The sequence below is a fragment of the Robbsia sp. KACC 23696 genome (genome assembly GCF_039852015.1).
Lineage (GTDB): Bacteria > Pseudomonadota > Gammaproteobacteria > Burkholderiales > Burkholderiaceae > Robbsia.
Genome location: NZ_CP156626.1, coordinates 2,605,463 through 2,625,107, shown reverse-complemented (window position 1 = coordinate 2,625,107; position 19,645 = coordinate 2,605,463). Strand labels below are relative to the sequence as shown.

Sequence of the window (19,645 nt, the reverse complement as noted above, 5' to 3'; positions counted from 1 at the left end):
CGCCGACATTGCTGCGCCAGCACAAAAGCCATGTTTATAGCATGGCCCTGTATCATTAGTCACCACAGTGGCGCCGATCGATTTCTTGCCGCGGCACCTTCCTCTCGCTTTCCTAGTCCACCATCGTGATTGTCAGACCGAAGCTGAGTTGGTTCAAAATGTTGTTCATCTGGCGGGGTTCCGTCTTGCGGACCGTATTGCCGCCACTGGGGCTGGTCTTGCTGGCGTCGGTGCTGGCACTTGGCTGGCATACCTTGGGCGGGCAGATGCCGCTGCGGCTCGATCTTCATCTCGATCCGCGGCCCTTCAGCCTGATCGGTATCGCGCTCGCCATTTTCGTCGGCTTCCGCAATACCGCGAGCTACGATCGATTCTGGGAGGCCCGCAAGTTATGGGGAGCCTTGCTCAACGATACGCGTTCGCTTGCGCGACAGGCCGGCAGCCTGACCACGTTGCGGGCCGACGATCCGCGCTTGCGCGGTTTCGTGATGTTGCTGGTCGCGTTCACCTACAGTCTGAAGCATCAATTGCGCAGCTCGGACGATCGTTCCGATCTGAACCGCCTGTTGCCGCCCGAGCTGGCGGATCGCATTTCCATGGCAGAGTACCGGCCGGCCATGGCGCTTTTGCTGTTGGGCGAGACGCTGCGGCAATGGCGCGACGAGGGCGTTGTCAGCGATTGGATGGCGGCGCAGATCGATCAGAAACTCAGTGCCCTCGCGGATGTGCTGGGAGGCTGCGAACGGCTGAGCAATACGCTGATTCCGTTCTCCTACGACGTCCTGCTCCATCGGACCGTGTATTTCTACTGTTTGCTGCTGCCATTCGGTCTGGTCAGCAGTCTGGGAATTTTCACGCCGGTCATCACCGTATTTATCGGTTATGCCTTCATGGCGCTGAACGCGATCGCGAACGAGTTGGAAGAGCCGTTCGGTGTCGAGCCGAACGATCTGGCCCTCGATGCGCTCAGCCGCACGATCGAGCGGTCACTGCGCGAAATGCTGGGTGACCGCGAGTTGCCGGCGCCGGTGGCGCCGCGCGGCGGTTATTGGCTGACCTGACGACCCGGCAGCGCCGGGTCAGCGTCAGGCGGCGCCTTGCATGGCGTCGTCGGCCTGCAGCAGGGCGTCCACTTCGGCACGCGTCGGGGCATGGGCGCCGGTCTGGGTGCAGGCACAGGCGGCGGTGGCCGCGGCAAAGCGCACGTGGAGGTCGAGGCGTTCGCTCGGCTGCAGCAACAAGCTGGCAAGCAGGCCGCCGATACAGGCATCGCCCGCGCCGACGGTATCCGAGACGGCCACCGGGATTGCCTTTTGTGCGATCCGCTGCGTCCCGGAGAAAAGCGTCATGCCTTCGGCGCCGCGCGTATAAAGCAGCATCCGGCCTGTCTCGTCGGGCGCGGCGCCGGATCGGAGCGCACGGCGCGGCGGGGGCGGGGCTTGCATCATCGCCAGCACGGCGTCGAGCGAGGCCTGCGGGTCACGCTGCGGATAGATTTGCGACAGGTCTTCGTCGGAGACCTTGACGACGTCCGAGTGGGCCACCATGTCTTCGAAGAATGCCGGGTAATCCGGTCCCATCAGATTGCGATAGTTCGCGTCGAAGCTAATGCGGCTGCCACCGTCGCGGAGTCGCCGCGCGATGGCGACCAGACGGCTGGCGAGCGGCTGGCGTACCAGACTGATGCAACCGAAATGTGCCAGTGTGCAGGCACTTTCCCATCCTGGCGGCAGTCGCGTCTCATCGAAGGCGAGATCCGCGGCATCGTTTCCGAGAAAGGCGTATTCGGGCGGATGGGTGCGGTGGACCATCGCGATCAGCGCCGGCTTGTCGACTACCTGCAGATAGCGCATATCCAGATCGGCCTGCTCCGACAGCGTGACGATTTCCTGGCCGAAGGGATCGTTGCTAACCGCGCCGCCCCATCCCGTATGGATGCCGAGTACCGCGGCGACACGGGCGACATTCCAGCAGGCGCCCCCAGCGGCGCTTTGCCATTGGCCGTTGCCGCGATGAACGAAATCGGTCAAGGCTTCGCCGAATACCAGCAAGCGGGGTAAATCGCGTGCGGCGGCGCCAGGGAGGGACGCCACGGGAGAGGGGGCCGCGGCCGCGCGCTTATCTGGATCTGAGTGCATGTATCGAAAGGATCAAATGACGAACGGAATACACCGATCCTATCAACACTCGCGAGGCCGCGTGTATCCGGATGTATCCGCGTGGCGCGGTTGCCGGGTAAGCGCTCATGACGCGGCATGCGCCACGCGCTGGCCGATCGAATGCACGAACGAGAAAGGCAAACGAAAAGCGCAAACGAGATAGGCAAACGAAAAAAGGCCGGAAGGTTTCCCTTCCGGCCTCTGGATGCTGTGTCGCGTTACCGTACCGGGATCAGTACAGCTTCGGGGCCAGCATGTCGCGGCTCAGGCGCTTGCGCGTACGGCTCTTCGCCGCTGCCTTCTTGCGCTTACGCTCGGTGGTCGGCTTTTCATAAGCCTGACGAGCACGGACTTCAGTGATCAGCCCTTGGCTTTGGATACTCCGGCGAAAACGCCGCAACGCAACTTCGAACGGCTCGTTTTCTTTGATAACGATAGAGGTCACAGGCCTTCCTTTAAGGGATATTGAGTCAGTTTTACGGTTCCCCAACCGTAAAACCAAGGCAAATCGGCAACAGCATGTACGGATTCCGCACATTGCACGCCCTCCGGCGTGCCGCTGTCCGAACGCTTTCCGAACCTTACGGTGTCGAAACGCGTCCTTAGCGGCTTGCGCGAGGCAAGGCCAATCCACCCTGGAAACGATAATCCTCCTTTATACGCGACACCATCCTCACTGTCAATCATTCCGCCGATTCGATAGGCAACAGTCGGGATCAGGTGCACGCCAGGGTCGCCATTCGGCAAAAAATGCCGTCACCGCACTGGGGCGATGTGGGGTCGTCGCAACGCTGCTGCGCCCTGGGCTTAGTCGAAATTAGGACTCTTCTCATCGGCTGATGCGGCCCGCTCTGCTTATCCTTGTCGAGGTAACGAACTGAGGAGCCGATGAAGACAAAGACCAGAATTGTGACACTCGACGATCACCCGGTGATTCAACACGCGCTGGCGCTGGAGTTGACATGGCACCCTGATTTCGACCTCCTCGCGCAGCCGACGACGCTGGCGGCGTGGGAGGACCATCGCCTGCGTCATGGGGATCCCGATGTGTTGGTCACGGATCTGTCGTTCCGCGGCGCCGAGTGTGAGGACGGGCTGCGATTTTTACGGCGTCTGCGCCATCTCTGCCCGCTGCTGCGCGTGGTCGTGCTGAGCGAATATGCGAGTCCGGCGTTGATCCGCGGCGCATTTGGCCTGGGGGTCTGGGCCTTTATCGGAAAGGGCGATACGCTCAGTTGCGTGATCGCGGGGTTGCGGGCGACATTGCGCCGCGAACGTTATCTGAGCGATGCCTTGCGGCCGCGTTTCGAGCATGCGCAATCGCGTCTGCCGCCTGGCGTACGCGCGGCGCGGCTGACGGCGCGCGAGCGAGATGTCCTGCATTTCTACGCCGGCGGCGCCGACATTCGCGAGGTGGCGGCACGCATGGCGCGCAATGTGAAAACCATCACCGCGCTGCGGGGCAATGCGATGCGCAAACTGTGTCTGGGATCCGACGCGGAATTGTTCGAATACGTGTCCTTGGGCGGGTGCGAGGGCTGGCTCGATGGACGCAGCAGCGACGCGCACGATGCGGCGCTGCCGTTACCGAGCGATTTGCCCTCTTTCCGCGTCCGCCCGCTGGATCCGGTCCCCAACGCGCGGGACTAGCACGTCAGGCGCGTGTCGCCCCCGGCGGCACGCAGGTCGACGACGGGGATCACCGCGACGACATCGACCGCGTCGTGCGTTACTTCTTGCATTGGATGACCATCGACCGGTTCTTGATATTGGCGCCGAAGACGCCGATCAGCGACCCGCCGGATGCCGCGCCTTTCTCGTCGTCCTTCGAGACGATGTCATAGCCATAGGCACCGCAGGCATCGCTGGCCTGCTTATAGCAATCGCCCCATCCGGAGCTGGCATCGCTGCCGCTGCAGTTGATGGCGAAGCCGGTGTTGCCGTTCGGCAGATAGGTGAGCTTTGCCGAGTTCGCGCAGCCACCCAGTGCGAGTAGCAGGCCGACGCTCGCGAGCGCCCCGCTACGGAGGGCTAGGCGGCGCGCCGTGGTGGCGGGGGAGCGGAAAAAAAGAAACATCGTCATCACTTTCCAGGCAAGGAATGTTGCGGATCAACGGGCACGCCATTACAGCGCAGCTCGAAGTGCAGCATCGGCCGGCTCGATTCGGTATGACCCATCTGCGCGATGGTCTGTCCGGCGTTGACCGTTTGGCCTTCGCGGACCGTTGCGCGCTGCAAATGGGCATACGACGTCAGATAGCCGTTGCTGTGCTTGATGATCAATAGATTGCCATAACCGCGCAGTTGTCCCACGAATGCGACTTGGCCCGTCGCCGCGGCAATGATCGGCGTGCCGTCCGTGCCGCCGATATCGATGCCCTTGTTTCGGCGGCCGTCGAAGGTGCCGATGACCTGACCGGCTGCCGGCAGACGCAAGCTGACAGGCCCGCATTTCGCCGGCGTCGGCAGTGCCGGGGCCGGTGCCGGGACGGCACGTGGCCGTGCTGCGGGGGCGGCATTGCGCGACGGTGCGGTGCCGGCGCGATCCGGAGACGGCGTGCGCCACACGCTGCCGGTGTCGACGTTAGCAGCGCTTGCCGAGCCTGGCGGGGGCGCCACCCGAAGCACTTGCCCGACCTCGATCCGGTCCGGATTGTCGATTTTGTTCCACCGGATCACGTCCGCTGTCGAGCGGCCGTTGCGTTGCGCGATCGACGACAGGTTGTCGCCGCGCTCGACGCGATAGAAGCCGGGGCCGACGGGTGGCGCCGAGGAGCAGGCCGACAGAAATACGGCAACACTCAGCGCGACGGCCGAGGCGGCCGGAGCGGCGGTGAGCGCGCGCAGGGGATGACGAAGACAGCGTGAGATGTGCCCGCGGCGCGGGGCTTCTGTCACCGTTGTCACATCCGCCGCAGCGGGATCTTCATTGGGCGAACGCACGGACCGGGACAAACCTGTCTACTCCCTTCAACAAAACAATGGAAACCACAACTACGCCTACGCCGCTATGGTCGGATTCGGTGACAGAGGGCGAGGCGCATTATTCTACCGTGTCGGACCGTATCGCCGCCGGGGCGATAGGATCAAAGTGGCGTCACGTGCAGCCGACAGTGCGCCACTTCGTGTGCGCCCGGTGCCACCCACCGCAAACCCTTGCCGTGATGAATCGCGTTCGGCAAGCCGAGCCAGGGTTCGACGCAGTAGAAATCCGATTGATCGGACTCGGCCCACGTCGTGACTGCATACCACGGTGCCGTATGGGCGCCGCCGGGAGCGTCGAGCTCGATCGACAGCGATCGCCGCAAGGGTGGCATGCTCAGACGCGCCGACGTCTTCGTCGTCCTGCCCTTGGCCAATAGGTGGAAGACGTCCTGGATGGCGGGGTCGCCCGGTGTATAGACGGCCTGGCTGCGATCGACGCCGCTTTCGTCGCCGGCATCGTCGGGCAAGGTTTCGATATTGCCGTCGCCGCCCTGGCGTGCCCGATCGTGCGTGGGCAGCGTCAGCCGACATTCCCCACGCGCCGTGTGCGGCAGCGCGAAGTAAAAATGGTGGCCAGCGTAATAGGGGAGGGCGTCGACGCCGCTGTTATGCGTCGTCAGCGTGACATCCAGTGCATCGCCGTCGAGTCGGTAACGCGCGGTGAAAACGAAGTCGAACGGATAGCCTTGCCGGTCGGCGGCGCTGAGCATCGATGGGGTCAGCGTCATCGTAACGCCCTTGCCATCGTCGTCGACGCGATGGGTGAACGGCGTGTGGCGCGCGAAGCCATGCTGCGCCAGATCCCGGACGACGTCACCGGCTTGACGGTCGATCCACTGATTGGGGTGATCGCCCACGCGGTGCCGGCCGAGAAACGGGAAGAGCAAAGGATTGCCGCCCCGCAGCTTCGCCACTTTCTCGGGATCGGCAAGCAGCGCCGGGGATGCCGCATCGGCCGGCCAGTATAGCAATTCCTGGCCGTCGACGGCCCAGCGCATCAAGCGTCCGCCGGCACCCGGCGCGAACACCGCGACGCTGTGCGCATCCTGGATCGTAATGACGCCGCTGGCAGCAGGCCAGGGTGACGACGAAGGCAAGGCGGCAACGGTCGGCGCGGCGGCGGATGCGGCGGCGCCGGCTGTCGGGGAAGCATCGGCGGGCGGGCTAAGCGGGCGATCGGTCATAGGTCGCTTTACTGACGTGGAGGAGGGTGGCGTTCAGTATGACGCAAAAGCCGTTTGAGGATTTCTACCCGTCTCCACGGTCCGGCGCCGGGGCAAAAAAAAGCCCGCTCATATGAGCGGGCTTCACAATCCCCGTAGCTTCCTCTGGTGCCGGCCCACGTCTGACGGTAGGCTCAAGCTGTCATCATTAGGGTGGCTCAATCGTAGTACGCGCGATCCGTGTAAACACGTCCGAACCGTCTCGAGAGTGTCCCGCCGGGCCTTCTAATACCGCGGTGACGACGGAATGGATTATCGGGGTAATCGGATCGTTGTGTAGAAAAAAGTTGCACGTTAAACGATAAAGTGTCGCGTGGTCACAACTCGCTTTTTTGGGGGCTCGCGGCGCCGCGAAAACAGGACGTTCGAGCGCACCGGGCGCGGCCGCACGGCACGCGCCAAGCGCTTGTTTGCACACCGGAAAAAGACGTTCGGCCAGGGGCGGTGATGTCGCCGACTGCCATCGGCGCGACCGATGGGCGGCGTGCGCGAAATCGCACAGACGCGTCCGCCGACGCGCGCGCTTTCTCACTCGGACTTGCCGCAATTTCTGCTATTTAAGTAGAGGCTAAGACAAGGCGTGATTTCATCACGTCACGCTGCGCTGCCGCAAATGCCATGTAGAATTTTCTTCTTTCCACTCCAGACAGAGCGAAACCCGTGAGCCTAGCCTTTCTCGTATTCCTCAGCGTGCTTCAGGGCGTGACCGAATTGTTCCCGGTCAGCAGCCTGGGGCATACGTTGCTCGTGCCGGGCCTGCTTGGCCTGCGGATCGACGAACACGCCCCGCAGTTGATCCCCTTCCTCGTCGCCTTGCACCTGGGGACGGCCGTGGCATTGCTGTGGTACTTCCGGGCGCGCTGGGTAGCGATCGTTCGCGGCTGGTTCGGCAGTTTGGCGGGACATCGCAGCGACGACGGGCATTTGGCCTGGGCCTTGATCATCGGCACGATCCCGGCCGGCCTGGTCGGTTTGCTGGCCAAGAAGCATATCGAGGTGATGTTCCATGACTTGCGCATCGTCGCCGTGGCGCTGATGCTGAACGGCGTGCTGCTATGGGTGGGCGACCGGGTGCAGCGCAAGCGGGACGCGCAGCCGCGGTCCGAGTCGCTGGAAAAGCTGACCTTCGGGCGCGCCGCCATCGTCGGTCTCGCGCAGATTGGTGCCTTGATCCCCGGCTTCTCGCGCAGTGGTCTGACGATGATCGCCGGCGTGGGCGCGGGGATGAATGCGAGCAAGGCCGCGGAGTTTTCCTTTTTGCTGGGTACGCCGATCATTTTCGCCGCCGGCCTGCTGGAAGTGCCGAAGCTGTTTCATGCTGGGGGGCAGCAATTGTCCGATGCGCTGTTGGGCGGCGTTCTCACTGGCATCGCCGCTTATCTCAGTATTCGCTTCCTGATGCACTACTTCGAGGGCAAGGGGCGTCTGGCATCGTTCGGCGTGTACTGCCTGATCGCCGGCCTGGCATCGCTGATCTGGCTGCAAATGCACCACCAAGTGGTGTGATATCCGGCGCGGCATCCAGATGAATGGGTGCCATCGGGCCGGTCGAGATCACTATGCGACCGCTTCGATCGACCAAAAAGTCGAGTCGATGCGGTCGATTGGGCAAAGTTGATGCCTCGTCGGGGCGGAGTTTGGTAGAATTGCGGTCTTTGTTGGACCGGACCGCCCTTAGCTCAGCCGGATAGAGCACTCGCCTTCTAAGCGAGCGGTCACACGTTCGAGTCGTGTAGGGCGGGCCACTTCTGTTTGTCCTGGGTATTTCAGTCGTCGCGCAATGCCACGACATGCGATCCATACCCAAACGCCATTCCCCATCCCGTCTTATCATGGATCGATATCGGTCCCGTTCCCTGTCGGCTTCGACGACTTCAGGCACTGCCGTACCGTGACTTACAGACTTGCGTCGCCATTCCCGCTCGCCTTGGCTGCGCTTTTATTCCTTCCCAGGAGACCTCTGCTTGCTCTCCCGACACGATCTTCCCGCGTTGCGCCGTCTGGCGCGTTTCGCCGCGCAGCGTTGCGCGCGAGATCGCGTGCCACAGGTGGCCGGCAGCCTGACGTTCACGACGGTGTTGTCGATCGTGCCGTTGATCACCGTCGCCTTCGCGATTTTCTCGGCGTTCCCGATCTTCTCCTCGTTTCAATATGCGGTCCAAGGCTTCCTGTCTGATCGGCTGATGCCGCCGTCGGTGAACGAACAGGTATTCGATTACCTGAACGAATTTGCCGCGAAGGCGAAAACGATGACCACGGCGGGTACGGCTTTCCTGGTCCTCACGGCGCTGATCACGATGATGACCATCGAGTCCGCGCTCAATGTGATCTGGCGCGTGCGCAAACCACGCCCCATCGGACAGCGACTGCTGATCTACTGGGCCGTTCTCACATTGGCGCCGGTGATCTTCGGTATCAGCGTCTCCTTGTCGACGTATTTGCTTACGCAGTCACTGTCGCGGGTCAGTGGTGCCCTGCAGTCGGAACCGACGCTGAAAGACTGGGCGCTGTCATTTGTGGCGATGCCGATCACGGCCGCCGGTTTCATGCTGCTCTATGTCTTTGTGCCGAATTGTCGGGTGGCGTGGAAAGATGCGCTGATCGGCGGCTGCAGTGCCGCGGTGGCGATTGAATTGACGAAACGCGGCTTCGGCCTCTACATCCGGCACTTTCCCACATACACGGCCGTGTACGGGGCCTTTGCCGCGGTGCCGATTTTTTTGATCTGGGTGTATCTGAGCTGGTTCATCACCTTGTTCGGAGCAACGCTGACATCGGCGCTGCCGGCAATCCGCGCGGGCCACTTTTTTCGCCCGCGCTTCGCGGGCAGCGATCTGTTCGACGCCTTGGGCTTGCTCGCGCGCTTCGTCCGCGCGCGGGACATGGGCCGATTTGGATATAACGAAGGCGAGTTGACCCGGATGCTGCGCCGCGACCTGGATACGACCCTGCGACTATTGGCCGCGCTGGAGCAGCGGCAATGGATTGCGCGGCTGCACCGCGACGGAATGCCGGAGCGTTGGCTGCTGATCGCCAATCCGGCATCGATTACGCTGATGGCGTTGTTCGACGTCTTTGTCGTCGACCGCGAGGAACTGGCTTATCAAGCCAATCTCGAAAGTTCGCGCGTCGACGGGCCGCTGTTGCTCGAAGCCTTGCATCACGACGGTTTGACGGTGACGCTGCGCGACCTGATGACCGCGCGTGAGGCACGGATGAAGACAGAGACGGCGGAAACGGCCGAGTCGGACGCGCAGGATGTCGACGGTGCGTCCGAGGCAAGCGGCAGGGCGCCAGACGGGCGCGATGTTGCAATGCAAAATCGTTAAAAACGGTCGGAACGTGCAGTGATTAGCCGTGAATCCTCGTCTTACCTGTTTGCCGGGTCGCTTTTCTTTTCCCGGTGTTTCCGCTAGGATCAATTCATTCATTGTTAGCTTCGGGTGGTCATCATGCGAGTCAAGGACATACTGCGGTTGAAGAATGTGCCGGCAGCCGATGTGCAATTGAACGACGGGCCTGCCGGTGCCGTGCGCACTCCTGCGTTGCAGGGCGCGACAGACGAAATGGACGCATTGAAATCGACGGCTTTGTACACGATTTCATCGGACCAGAAATTGTCGGTTGCGACCGATCTGATGGCCGATCACGATATCGGCTCATTGGTTGTTGTCGAGGCAGGCGAAGTGGTGGGCATGCTGACCTTCCGTGAAGTGCTTAAGGCACTGAAGGATAACGGCGGTACGGTCGGCGATAAGACCGTGCGCTCGGCGATGGACAGTGCGTTCATCTCCGGGACGCTGAATATGCACATCGACCAGTTGCGTCAGTCGTTCCTGCAGCGGCATGCGCGCTACATCCCGGTGATCGAGAACCGGATGCTAATGGGCGTGATTTCGCTCTACGATGTCGCGCGCGCCGTGGTCGAGGCCCAGGGCTTTGAAAATCAGATGTTGAAGGCCTATATCCGCGATTGGCCGCATGAGGATGTCGTCGCCGACGATCTGCGGATCTGATCCGCGCACCGGGGGCGATGAACCCGCCAGACGCCCCAGAGGACTCGGACCAGCCTTCCAATAAGGCTGGGGACGGGCAACGACCGTCGCCAGCACGACTGTCCGAGCAGTCGCTCGGGCAATCGGTGCAGCGGGTGTCGGACCCTCCATCGTCGGACCCTTCCCGGTTAGCCACGGGCAGCGGCCGTGCCTTGCTGTCGCAGCGACGCTTCGGGCCTTTCTACGGCGCGCAATTTCTAGCCGTATTGAACGACCACCTGTTCACGGTCGGGGTCGTTTCCGTCGTGACCTTCCAGGCGAGCCTGTTCGGCGTCGATCATCCCCGCGACGTGGCCTTCGTCACGGCCGCGTTGTTCGTCCTGCCTTTTCTGTGTCTCTCCGCGATCGCGGAACGCCTCGCCGATACGATCGACCCCACGCGTGTGATCCGTGCCATGAACACGCTCGAAGTCGTGATCATGGTCATCGCGAGCGCCGGCTTTCTGATGCACGACGCCCGCATTTTGGATTTCGGCGTTCTATTGCTCGGCTTGCGCGCCACGCTATTCCGGGCGGCGAAGTACGCCTATTTGCCGATCCACTTGCGTGGCGCAGACATCGTGGCGGGGAACGGCTGGATACAAAGCGGCACCTTTTTCTCGATTTTGTTGGGCATGTCGGTGGGCGGCATGGTGGCCGCGAAGGTGGCGGGCGGCATGCTACTGGCCGTGCTGTGCCTCAGTGCCGCTTTGCTCGGGCGGGTGTCCGCCTCGATGATGCCGTCGGCCCAGCCGGGTACACCGGAGCAAGGGCGGCGTATCGGCTGGAATCCGTTGACGGAAGCCTGGCGCAGTCTGCGCGACGCCGCGCGCGATCGAATCGCCGCCAAAGCGCTGATCGGTATTGCCTGGCTGTGGTCCGTCGGGGCATTGATGACGATGTCCCTCTTCGGTTTTGCACGCGATACCTTGCACGCTGGACCGGCCGTGGTGACCTTGCTGCTGGCGGTGCTGGTCGCCGGCGTGGGCGGCGGCGTGTCGATGTGTGTGCGCCTTGTCGACATGCGACGCGGTTTGCGTTTCGTGCCATTGGGCGGCGTCGGGGTGACCGTGTTCGCGATCGATCTTTATCTCGCGTCGCACGGCTTGCCGGGGCCGCCGCCGAGCCAGGAGGCCGGCGCGCTATATGATCTGCTGCCGTTTTTGCGTGGGGTCGCACACTGGCGCATCCTGTCCGACTTGCTTTTGATGGCGATGACGGGCGGCGTGTGCAGCGTGCCGCTGTACGCGCTGGCCGAGCAACGTACGGGTATCCGGCATCGTCCCCGGATCGCGCAGGCCAATTCGGTATTGAATGCGGCGTTCATCATCGCCGCAGCCATGTTTGCGCTCGGCTTCGATGCCATGGGCGGCCCGCAGCCCTTGCTTTTCCTGCTTGTCGCAGCGGCGAACGCCGTCGTGATCGCCGTCTTGTGCGTGACGTTACCGGGCATGATGGCAACAGTCCGCGGCGGAGTGCGGCGGGTGCGGTAAAATGCCTGTCTTTCCCACGTTCTTCTGCAGGCCTCCCGCATCATGTCCGGAAACACGCTCGGCACTTTGTTCACAGTCACCACCTTCGGTGAATCGCATGGCCCGGCCATTGGCTGCGTGATCGATGGCTGCCCACCCGGCATGACGCTGACCGAAGCCGACATCCAGATCGAACTGGACCGGCGCCGTCCGGGCACGTCCCGTCACGTGACGCAACGGCAGGAGGCCGATCAGGTCGAGATCCTTTCCGGCGTCTTCGAGGGCAAGACGACTGGTACGCCGATCGGCCTGCTGATTCGCAATACGGACCAGCGCAGCAAGGATTACGGCAATATCGCGCAGACGTTCCGCCCGGGGCATGCCGACTATCCGTACTGGCAGAAATACGGGATTCGCGACTTTCGCGGCGGCGGCCGCTCGTCGGCACGACTGACGGCGCCGCTGGTGGCGGCCGGCGCCGTGGCGAAGAAATGGCTGCGCGAGCGCATCGGCGTCGAGGTGCGCGCGCATATGAGCGCGCTCGGGCCGATCGAGATTCCGTTTGTCGCCTGGGACGACGTCCCGGGCAATCCTTTCTTTGCCCCAAACGCCGCGCTGGTGCCGGAGCTCGAAGCGTATATGGATCAGTTGCGCAAGGACGGCGACTCGATCGGCGCGCGCATCCGTGTGGTGGCGAGCGGTGTGCCGGTGGGCTGGGGCGAGCCGTTGTTCGATCGCCTGGATGCCGATCTCGCGCATGCGCTGATGGGCATCAACGCCGTGAAGGGGGTCGAAATCGGCGACGGCTTCGACAGCGTGCGACAGCGCGGTTCCGAGCACGGCGATGAAATCACGGCGGACGGTTTCGCGTCGAACCATGCGGGTGGCGTCGTGGGCGGCATCAGCACCGGACAGGACATTGTCGCTTCCATCGCGATCAAGCCGACATCGAGCATCCGCGTGCCGCGCGAGTCGATCGACCTGAATGGCGCGGCGGCGACGGTGGAGACGTTCGGCCGTCATGATCCGTGCGTCGGGATCCGTGCGACGCCGATCGCCGAATCCGTGGTGGCACTCGTCTTGATCGATCATGCTCTGCGCCATCGCGCGCAGAATGCCGACGTGCGCACCGATACGCCACGCGTCCCCGCCGCGAAGCCTTGAACGTCTTGAACGTTAGGCCGACGGTCCGCCTTCGCGTTGCCGGAGAAGCTCGACCGGATCGCGCGAGCCAGGACTGAAAGGCGCGTCTCGCGGCGACGTTCATCTCGGTTGGCGCACGGCCGTGCTATTTTAGCGGTTCCTGCCATCATCCCAATACGGAGGTGTCGATGAACGATGCAAGCGGGCCGACCGAGCCGTTCCTTTCCAAAGCCTCCCCCGCCGGCGGCGTCGTCGATGCCGCGCGCGCGTCGGCGTCGGGCGCTTCGGGTCCTGCGGCGGCCGACGAAAGCGACTTCCAGCAAGTCTTCCAGACCGTCCTGACGATCCGGTGGGGCGATATGGATGCCTACGGCCATGTCAACAACAGCATCTACTTCGTCTACATGGACCAGGTCCGCATCCTGTGGCTCGAGTCGATGGGCTTGCAGCGGCCGGAGGGGCAGGGTCCCGCGGTCGTCCATGCTTTCATGAACTACCGTCGGCAACTGGTCTATCCGGCCGATATCGTCTGTACGCTGAAAGCGCGGCCACCGGGACGCAGCAGTATGGAAACCCGCTTCGAGGTGCGGCGTCAGGATCAAGCGGATCTCCCTGAAAATATCGTCGCCCAAGGCGGCGCGACGGTGGTGTGGACCAACTACGCCGCGGGTCGCTCGGTCGCATTGCCTGATGCCTTGCGCGCGCGCCTGCCCATGCCGGCGGCATCCTGAGTCGGCGGCACGCGGCGGGCGCTGCCCCTGCGATCCCTTTCATACGACGGGTCGATGCCGTCCTGAGCGGTCATCGGGGTTTTCCTGTAAACCTTTGTCAATGTGCATCCTGGGCGCCTCTTCCAGGGTGAGCGTCTGCTATGCTGCACTGAACAAAAGATTGAAGCGCCAAACAATAGGCGCACGACGACTCGGTCTGTGGGATCGCCGCGGCGTGTGCGGCGGTCGGACGTAATCCGGTTGCCCTACGCGGCGCGGAACGGACGTAGCGAATGTGACGGACGGGACGCGCCCTGGCGCAGCGGCAGCCTATCTCGAACGAATCTATTGCGGGAGGAGGCAGATGAACAAGGTGTATCCGAGTGCGGCGGCGGCGCTGTCCGACGTCGTACGGGGCGGTCAATTGCTGGCCGTAGGGGGCTTCGGCCTGTGCGGCATTCCGGAGGCGCTGATCGCCGCGCTGCGCGACAGCGGCGTCAAGGATTTGACCTGCATCAGCAATAACGCCGGCGTCGACGGATTCGGCCTCGGACTATTGCTGGAGAGTCGGCAGATTCGCAAGATGATCTCGTCGTATGTCGGCGAGAACAAGGAGTTCGAGCGGCAATTCCTCGCCGGCGAGCTGGAGCTGGAATTTACGCCGCAGGGCACGCTGGCCGAGAAGCTGCGGGCCGGCGGCGCCGGTATCCCCGCCTTCTTCACACGAACCGGCGTGGGGACGATGGTCGCCGAAGGGAAGGAGGTGCGTGCCTTCGACGGCGTCGACCACGTGCTCGAACCGTCGCTGCGCGCCGACGTCGCGCTGGTCAAGGCGTGGAAGGGCGATCGTGCCGGGAACTTGATCTTCCGGGCCACCGCGCGAAATTTCAATCCGCTCTGCGCGATGTCGGGCCGCGTCACGATTGCCGAAGTGGAAGAGTTGGTCGACGTCGGTCAGCTCGACCCCGATGCCATTCATACCCCCGGCATTTTCGTGCAACGGATCGTCGTCAACGCCCATCCGGAGAAGCGCATCGAGAAGCGCGTCATCCGTGCATCGGCCAGCGCCACCTGACCCTGGAGAATAGCGAGCATGCCTTGGACACGTGAACAAATGGCGGCCCGTGCCGCCCAGGAACTCGAAGACGGCTTCTATGTGAATCTCGGTATCGGTCTGCCGACGCTGGTGGCGAACTACGTGCCGTCCGACGTCGAGGTCTGGTTGCAATCCGAGAACGGCCTGCTCGGCATCGGCCCGTCGCCCACCGCCGAGCAGATCGATGCGGATCTGATCAACGCTGGCAAGGAAACGGTGACGACGCTGCCCGGCTCCTCGTTTTTCTCCTCGGCGGATTCCTTTGCGATGATCCGCGGCGGCCATGTCGATCTGGCGATCCTCGGGGCGATGCAGGTAAGCGCGCGCGGCGATCTCGCCAATTGGATGATTCCCGGCAAGATGATCAAAGGCATGGGCGGCGCGATGGATCTGGTGGCGGGCGTGCGCCGCGTCGTCGTGCTGATGGAACATGTCGCAAAGGGCGACGGGCACAAGATCCTGCCCGAATGCAATTTGCCGTTGACCGGTCTGGGCGTGGTCGATCGCATCATCACCGATCTGTGCGTGATCGACGTGACCGACGACGGTTTGCAGGTGGTCGAACTCGCACCGGACGTGACGCCCGATATCGTGCGGCAAAAGACCGGCGCGCCGGTGCATTTCGCGGAGACGGTCAGCGCCACGACGCAGGCGCTGCCGCCCGACGCCGACGCATGAGCCCGGCTCCCCGCCATGGCACGATCGTCTGTGCCAGCCCGTCCGGCACGCATCGCATGGCCTATGTCGAGTGGGGCGATCCGGACAATCCACGCGTGCTCGTCTGCGTGCATGGCTTGAGTCGGACCGGCCGCGATTTCGACGTGCTGGCGTCGCGGATGGCACAGACGCACCGGGTTATCTGTCCCGATGTCGTGGGGCGGGGAAAGTCTGACTGGTTGCGCGACCCGGCCGGTTATATCCTGCCGCAATACGTCGGCGATATGCTGGCACTGTTCACGCAACTGCATCTGACGCGCCTTGCTTACGTGGGCACGTCGATGGGCGGCCTGATCGGCATGCTGCTGGCGGCCATGCCGATCACGCCGATCGCGCGCATGGTGATCAACGATGTCGGTCCGCATATCGAGCCTTCGTCGCTGCTTCGCCTGCGCGCCTATCTGGACGAGGTGGCGACGCGCAATGTCACCGCGGCGGCGCCGTCCGAGGCCGCTTCGGGTGCGCCGCGGCAGACGCCGGCGATGCCGATGTTTGCGACCGCGCAGGAGGGCGTCGATTATCTGGTGGCGCACAGTACCGGCTTCGGTCCGCATACGCCCGAGCAATGGCGCGCCTTGAATGCGCCGTTGCTGAAAAGGGTCTATGGCGCCGATGGCGGCATTGCCGGCTATGCGATCCGTGCCGATCCGGGCATTGCCGATGCGTTCAAAATGGCGGCCACCTTGGATGCGGCGATGCTCGAGGCGGCCGAGGCCGGGATGTGGCACGCGTTCGAATCGATCCGCTGTCCCACGCTGATCGTGCGAGGCGCCGAGTCCGATCTGTTTTCCGCGCAGACGCTGGCTCGCATGCTCGCCTGCGGTCCGCGGTTTTCCAGCGTGACCGTCCCCGGTGTCGGACACGCGCCGACGTTTGTCGATCCGGCGCAGACCGGTCTGCTTACGCAGTTTTTGCACGCGTCCTGACGGAATAGCGGCTGCGTCGCTTAAAATGGCGAGTGAGTTCGCCATTTCCACCTTTTCAGGGATCCATTGCATGTCGATCGTTCGTCATCACGTCGGCGCGCGTCTCTCCGAGACCGCGATTTTCAACCGTACCGTCTATCTGGCGGGCCAGATCGCCGAAGACACGACCGCCGATGCTTATGCGCAGACCGTCGAGGTCCTCGGGCATATCGATCGCCTGCTGGGTGAAGCGAACAGCGACAAGGCCCATCTGCTGTCGGTGCAGATTTATATCGCCGACTTGACCTATTTCCCGGAAATGAACCGTGCCTGGGACGAGTGGGTCGAGGCCGGTCACACGCCGCCGCGCGCAACGGTGGAAGCCAAGCTGGCGAATCCCGCCTGCCTGGTCGAAATCGTCGTGGTTGCCGCACAGAAGGACTGACCGAGAGTAGGCTTGGCAGGTCATCGGTCTTGATGAATTTCATGGATACAGCACACAACGCATCGTCTCTCCCGGCGCTGGGCACTCCGCCCGAGGCTTCGCCCCTGTTGGAGGCGGCGCGGTCGCTCGTCCGCGATGTGGCGTCGGATGCGACGATGAAGTCGGGCGAATCGGTTGTCGATCACGCTGCCGGCACGTCCCGTATCCTGGCCTCGCTCGACGCGGACCTGCCGTCGTTGCTGGCCGCCGTGCTGTATCCGATCGCCGATCGGACCGACAGCATCACGGCCTTGCTCGGCGAGCCGATGGCCGCCGAGGTGCTGCGCCTGATTGCCGATGTGCGAAAACTGTCCCAACTCGGCGTCGTCGGCGTGCGGGCGGCCGAGAAGGGCAAGAGCCTGGACCGCGACGCCGAGGCGGCGCGGCGCGCTCACGTGGAGTCGTTGCGCAAGTTATTGCTGGCGTTCGCGCAAGACATCCGCGTCGTATTGATCCGATTCGCCTCGCGGCTCCAGACGCTGCGCCACCACGCGGCCTCGAAGACGGCGCCAACGCCGGATCTCGCTCGCGAGACGCTGGAAATCTATGCGCCGCTGGCAAATCGTCTCGGCATCTGGCAGGTGAAGTGGGAGCTGGAAGACCTGGCGTTCCGCTTCGAGGATCCGGACACCTATAAGCGCATCGCGCGTTTGCTCGACGAGAAGCGTATCGAGCGCGAAGCGTATGTCACCGCCGCGATCGAACAGCTGCGCGCGGAACTCGCGCAGTCCGACATCGTCGCGGAAGTCAGTGGCCGTCCAAAGCATATCTACAGCATCTGGCGCAAGATGCGCGGCAAGGATCTGGACTTCTCGGAGCTGTACGACGTGCGTGCCTTCCGCGTCATCGTCCGTGACGTGAAGGATTGCTATGCCGTGCTCGGGATCGTCCACAATATGTGGCAGCCGATTCCGAAGGAATTCGACGACTACATCTCGCGGCCCAAGCCGAACGGCTATAAGTCGCTGCACACGGTGGTGATCGGTGACGACGGTCGTGCCTTCGAGGTGCAGATCCGCACCCGCGAAATGCACGAGTTCGCCGAGTACGGCGTGGCAGCGCATTGGCGCTACAAGGAAGCGGGAACGCGCGGGTACGCCGGGCAGTTCGCGGCGGACGAGCGCTACGACGAGAAGATCGCCTGGCTGCGCCAATTGCTGGCCTGGAAGGACGATATCGCCGGCGACCGCGGCGAGGGGCAGGACGAAGGATCGGACGGCAACGCCGCGCGCCTCGACCGGCCGGAAAGCGCCTCGCGGGCGTGGGAGCAGATCAAGCAGACGCCGGTCGACGACCATATCTATGTGCTGACGCCGCAGGCGCGCGTGATCGCCTTGCCGCAAGGGGCGACGGCGGTCGACTTCGCCTATCACCTGCACTCCGATCTCGGGCACCGTTGCCGGGGTGCGCGCGTCGATGGCGCGATGGTGCCGTTGAACACGCCGCTGCGCAATGGTCAGACCGTCGAGATCATCGCCGTCAAGCAGGGCGGCCCGTCGCGCGACTGGCTGAATGTGAACCTCGGCTATCTGCAGAGCCCGCGCGCGCGGCAAAAGGTGCGCAACTGGTTCAATGCGCTGGACTTGCAGGAGAGCGTCGCGACCGGCCGCGCGATGGTGGAAAAGACGCTGCAGCGCGAAGGCAAGACGTCGGTGAGCCTGGACGATCTGGCGAGCAAGCTCGGCTTCAAGTCGCCGGAAGCGCTGTTCGTCGTCGTCGGCAAGGAAGAGTTCAGTCTGCGCCAGGTCGAGCAGGCGCTGCACGACGGGCCGCCGCCGGTGGACGAGCAGCCGGAGATCGTCGCGAAGTCCAGCAGCGGGCGCAGCGTGGCCAGCGGCGCGTCCAGCGGGGTATTGGTGGTCGGCGTCGGCGCGTTGATGACGCAACTCGCGCGGTGCTGCCGCCCGGCGCCGCCCGACGGCATCGCGGGCTTCGTGACGCGGGGGAAGGGCGTATCGATCCACCGTACCGATTGCCCGACGTTTGCGCGCATGGCGACGGAAGCGCCCGAGCGGGTGCTGGAGACCGCGTGGTCCGACGAAGCGATCGGCGGCCGTGGCGATACCGTCTATCCGGTCGATCTGATGATCGAGGCCACCGATCGCCAGGGCCTGCTGCGGGACATCTCGGACATCTTCGCACGCGAGAAAATCAACGTCGTCGGCGTCAATACGGTCTCGAAACGGCACCACGCGTATATGCATTTCACCGTCGAAGTGCGAAGTGCCGAACAATGTCGTCGCGCACTACTTGTATTATCTGAAATTTCGGGTATGATTCGGGCCTCGCGTCGGTTGTGAAGCAAAGGCGCGGTGGAGCAGGTGGCAGGTGATCAGCAGGGGGTGTGAAAATAATCCTTGCAACTTTCTACAGATGCTCTACAATATTGCTTCTTTAGGCTCGTAGCTCAGTTGGTTAGAGCACCACCTTGACATGGTGGGGGTCGTTGGTTCGAATCCAATCGAGCCTACCAACGAATTCGCAGTAAGTGATGTAAGTCCGGATTGATGTCGAAGCGGTACAGTCCGGATGCGGTGCCCGATAGACGAAGGTGACGAGGAAATAGGATGTTCCTGCGAACGCTGACCGGTACGACTCAGGAATCCTGATAGGGACCGGTTCAGTTCGTTTATCGATATCGCGAAAATGAAATGCGGCCCCATCAGGGGCCGCTTTTTTTTTGCCTGTTGAAATTGGCGTTTTGCCGATGGGTTTTG

At 63.2% G+C, this 19,645-nt stretch carries 18 protein-coding genes, 2 tRNA genes and 1 pseudogene; 15 read left to right on the top strand and 6 right to left on the bottom strand.

The features are described 5' to 3' along the window. The first annotated feature begins 125 nt into the window (after positions 1-125). On the top strand, positions 126-1,061 hold the full coding sequence (locus ABEG21_RS10950) for a bestrophin family ion channel (RefSeq protein WP_347554645.1): 936 nt from the start codon (positions 126-128) through the stop codon (positions 1,059-1,061). A 24-nt stretch (positions 1,062-1,085) separates the two neighbouring features. On the opposite strand, the gene ABEG21_RS10945 is transcribed toward ABEG21_RS10950, so the two are convergent. The 3 genes from ABEG21_RS10945 to ABEG21_RS10935 all read right to left on the bottom strand — a co-directional run bounded on the left by ABEG21_RS10945 (position 1,086) and on the right by ABEG21_RS10935 (position 2,885). Then, positions 1,086-2,138 (bottom strand): carbohydrate kinase, encoded by a 1,053-nt coding sequence (locus ABEG21_RS10945; protein ID WP_347554644.1) that lies wholly within the window; start codon positions 2,136-2,138, stop codon positions 1,086-1,088. 253 nt (positions 2,139-2,391) lie between these two features. Continuing rightward, entirely contained in the window at positions 2,392-2,604 is a 213-nt protein-coding gene (gene rpsU, locus ABEG21_RS10940; RefSeq protein ID WP_347554643.1) for a 30S ribosomal protein S21, read from the bottom strand. Continuing rightward, positions 2,601-2,885, bottom strand: coding sequence for a hypothetical protein (locus ABEG21_RS10935; protein ID WP_347554642.1), 285 nt, complete (start codon positions 2,883-2,885; stop codon positions 2,601-2,603). The genes rpsU and ABEG21_RS10935 overlap by 4 nt, the downstream gene beginning before the upstream one ends. 162 nt (positions 2,886-3,047) lie before the next feature. Between ABEG21_RS10935 and ABEG21_RS10930 the strand changes: the two genes are divergently transcribed. After that, the gene (locus ABEG21_RS10930; protein WP_347554641.1) at positions 3,048-3,809 is read left to right on the top strand and encodes a response regulator transcription factor; all 762 of its coding nucleotides are present in this window, start codon (positions 3,048-3,050) and stop codon (positions 3,807-3,809) included. A 79-nt stretch (positions 3,810-3,888) separates the two neighbouring features. Here the strand turns inward: ABEG21_RS10930 and ABEG21_RS10925 are convergent, their stop codons facing one another. From ABEG21_RS10925 to ABEG21_RS10915, 3 genes are all read right to left on the bottom strand, one after another. Next, the gene (locus ABEG21_RS10925) at positions 3,889-4,242 is read right to left on the bottom strand and encodes a hypothetical protein (RefSeq protein ID WP_347554640.1); all 354 of its coding nucleotides are present in this window, start codon (positions 4,240-4,242) and stop codon (positions 3,889-3,891) included. After that, complete coding sequence (locus ABEG21_RS10920; protein ID WP_347556737.1) at positions 4,242-4,964, bottom strand: M23 family metallopeptidase; 723 nt, start codon at positions 4,962-4,964, stop codon at positions 4,242-4,244. Before ABEG21_RS10920 ends, ABEG21_RS10925 begins: the two co-directional genes overlap by 1 nt. Before the next feature lie 281 nt (positions 4,965-5,245). Next, positions 5,246-6,328 carry an aldose epimerase gene (locus ABEG21_RS10915; RefSeq protein WP_347554639.1) on the bottom strand — a complete coding sequence of 361 codons (1,083 nt, stop codon included), beginning with the start codon at positions 6,326-6,328 and terminating at the stop codon, positions 5,246-5,248. 699 nt (positions 6,329-7,027) lie between these two features. On the opposite strand from ABEG21_RS10915, the gene ABEG21_RS10910 reads away from it, so the two are divergent. From ABEG21_RS10910 to ABEG21_RS10850, 13 genes and pseudogenes are all read left to right on the top strand, one after another. After that, positions 7,028-7,873, top strand: a complete 846-nt coding sequence (locus tag ABEG21_RS10910) for an undecaprenyl-diphosphate phosphatase (protein WP_347554638.1) — start codon at positions 7,028-7,030, stop codon at positions 7,871-7,873. 162 nt (positions 7,874-8,035) lie between these two features. After that, positions 8,036-8,112: transfer RNA gene (locus tag ABEG21_RS10905), tRNA-Arg, on the top strand. A 219-nt stretch (positions 8,113-8,331) separates the two neighbouring features. Then, the gene (locus ABEG21_RS10900; protein WP_347554637.1) at positions 8,332-9,696 is read left to right on the top strand and encodes a YihY family inner membrane protein; all 1,365 of its coding nucleotides are present in this window, start codon (positions 8,332-8,334) and stop codon (positions 9,694-9,696) included. Positions 9,697-9,933: 237 nt separating this feature from the next. Next, positions 9,934-10,383, top strand: coding sequence for a CBS domain-containing protein (locus ABEG21_RS10895; protein ID WP_347556736.1), 450 nt, complete (start codon positions 9,934-9,936; stop codon positions 10,381-10,383). A gap of 17 nt (positions 10,384-10,400) precedes the next feature. Then, on the top strand, positions 10,401-11,894 hold the full coding sequence (locus ABEG21_RS10890; protein ID WP_347554636.1) for a hypothetical protein: 1,494 nt from the start codon (positions 10,401-10,403) through the stop codon (positions 11,892-11,894). 42 nt (positions 11,895-11,936) lie between these two features. Beyond that, positions 11,937-13,037, top strand: coding sequence for a chorismate synthase (gene aroC / locus ABEG21_RS10885; protein WP_347554635.1), 1,101 nt, complete (start codon positions 11,937-11,939; stop codon positions 13,035-13,037). A gap of 287 nt (positions 13,038-13,324) precedes the next feature. After that, positions 13,325-13,747 (top strand): annotated as a pseudogene (locus tag ABEG21_RS10880) (thioesterase family protein); the annotation flags it as partial. Positions 13,748-14,090: 343 nt separating this feature from the next. Beyond that, positions 14,091-14,801, top strand: coding sequence for a CoA transferase subunit A (locus ABEG21_RS10875; protein WP_347554634.1), 711 nt, complete (start codon positions 14,091-14,093; stop codon positions 14,799-14,801). Between the two features lie 18 nt (positions 14,802-14,819). Then, the gene (locus ABEG21_RS10870; RefSeq protein ID WP_347554633.1) at positions 14,820-15,500 is read left to right on the top strand and encodes a 3-oxoacid CoA-transferase subunit B; all 681 of its coding nucleotides are present in this window, start codon (positions 14,820-14,822) and stop codon (positions 15,498-15,500) included. Then, positions 15,497-16,465 carry an alpha/beta hydrolase gene (locus ABEG21_RS10865; RefSeq protein WP_347554632.1) on the top strand — a complete coding sequence of 323 codons (969 nt, stop codon included), beginning with the start codon at positions 15,497-15,499 and terminating at the stop codon, positions 16,463-16,465. The genes ABEG21_RS10870 and ABEG21_RS10865 overlap by 4 nt, the downstream gene beginning before the upstream one ends. A gap of 70 nt (positions 16,466-16,535) precedes the next feature. After that, positions 16,536-16,889, top strand: coding sequence for a RidA family protein (locus ABEG21_RS10860; protein ID WP_347554631.1), 354 nt, complete (start codon positions 16,536-16,538; stop codon positions 16,887-16,889). A 41-nt stretch (positions 16,890-16,930) separates the two neighbouring features. Next, entirely contained in the window at positions 16,931-19,228 is a 2,298-nt protein-coding gene (locus ABEG21_RS10855; protein ID WP_347554630.1) for a bifunctional (p)ppGpp synthetase/guanosine-3',5'-bis(diphosphate) 3'-pyrophosphohydrolase, read from the top strand. A gap of 96 nt (positions 19,229-19,324) precedes the next feature. Next, positions 19,325-19,401, top strand: a tRNA-Val gene (locus tag ABEG21_RS10850). Positions 19,402-19,645: the final 244 nt, after the last annotated feature.

Excerpts from the sequence above, each read along its gene's own strand:
- ABEG21_RS10945 (WP_347554644.1), bottom strand. The coding sequence starts at position 2,138 with ATGCACTCAGATCCAGATAAGCGCGCGGCCGCGGCCCCCTCTCCCGTG.
- ABEG21_RS10930 (WP_347554641.1), top strand. The coding sequence starts at position 3,048 with ATGAAGACAAAGACCAGAATTGTGACACTCGACGATCACCCGGTGATT.
- ABEG21_RS10925 (WP_347554640.1), bottom strand. The coding sequence starts at position 4,242 with ATGACGATGTTTCTTTTTTTCCGCTCCCCCGCCACCACGGCGCGCCGC.
- ABEG21_RS10915 (WP_347554639.1), bottom strand. The coding sequence starts at position 6,328 with ATGACCGATCGCCCGCTTAGCCCGCCCGCCGATGCTTCCCCGACAGCC.
- ABEG21_RS10895 (WP_347556736.1), top strand. The coding sequence starts at position 9,934 with ATGGACGCATTGAAATCGACGGCTTTGTACACGATTTCATCGGACCAG.
- ABEG21_RS10890 (WP_347554636.1), top strand. The coding sequence starts at position 10,401 with ATGAACCCGCCAGACGCCCCAGAGGACTCGGACCAGCCTTCCAATAAG.
- aroC (WP_347554635.1), top strand. The coding sequence starts at position 11,937 with ATGTCCGGAAACACGCTCGGCACTTTGTTCACAGTCACCACCTTCGGT.
- ABEG21_RS10875 (WP_347554634.1), top strand. The coding sequence starts at position 14,091 with ATGAACAAGGTGTATCCGAGTGCGGCGGCGGCGCTGTCCGACGTCGTA.
- ABEG21_RS10870 (WP_347554633.1), top strand. The coding sequence starts at position 14,820 with ATGCCTTGGACACGTGAACAAATGGCGGCCCGTGCCGCCCAGGAACTC.
- ABEG21_RS10865 (WP_347554632.1), top strand. The coding sequence starts at position 15,497 with ATGAGCCCGGCTCCCCGCCATGGCACGATCGTCTGTGCCAGCCCGTCC.
- ABEG21_RS10860 (WP_347554631.1), top strand. The coding sequence starts at position 16,536 with ATGTCGATCGTTCGTCATCACGTCGGCGCGCGTCTCTCCGAGACCGCG.
- ABEG21_RS10855 (WP_347554630.1), top strand. The coding sequence starts at position 16,931 with ATGGATACAGCACACAACGCATCGTCTCTCCCGGCGCTGGGCACTCCG.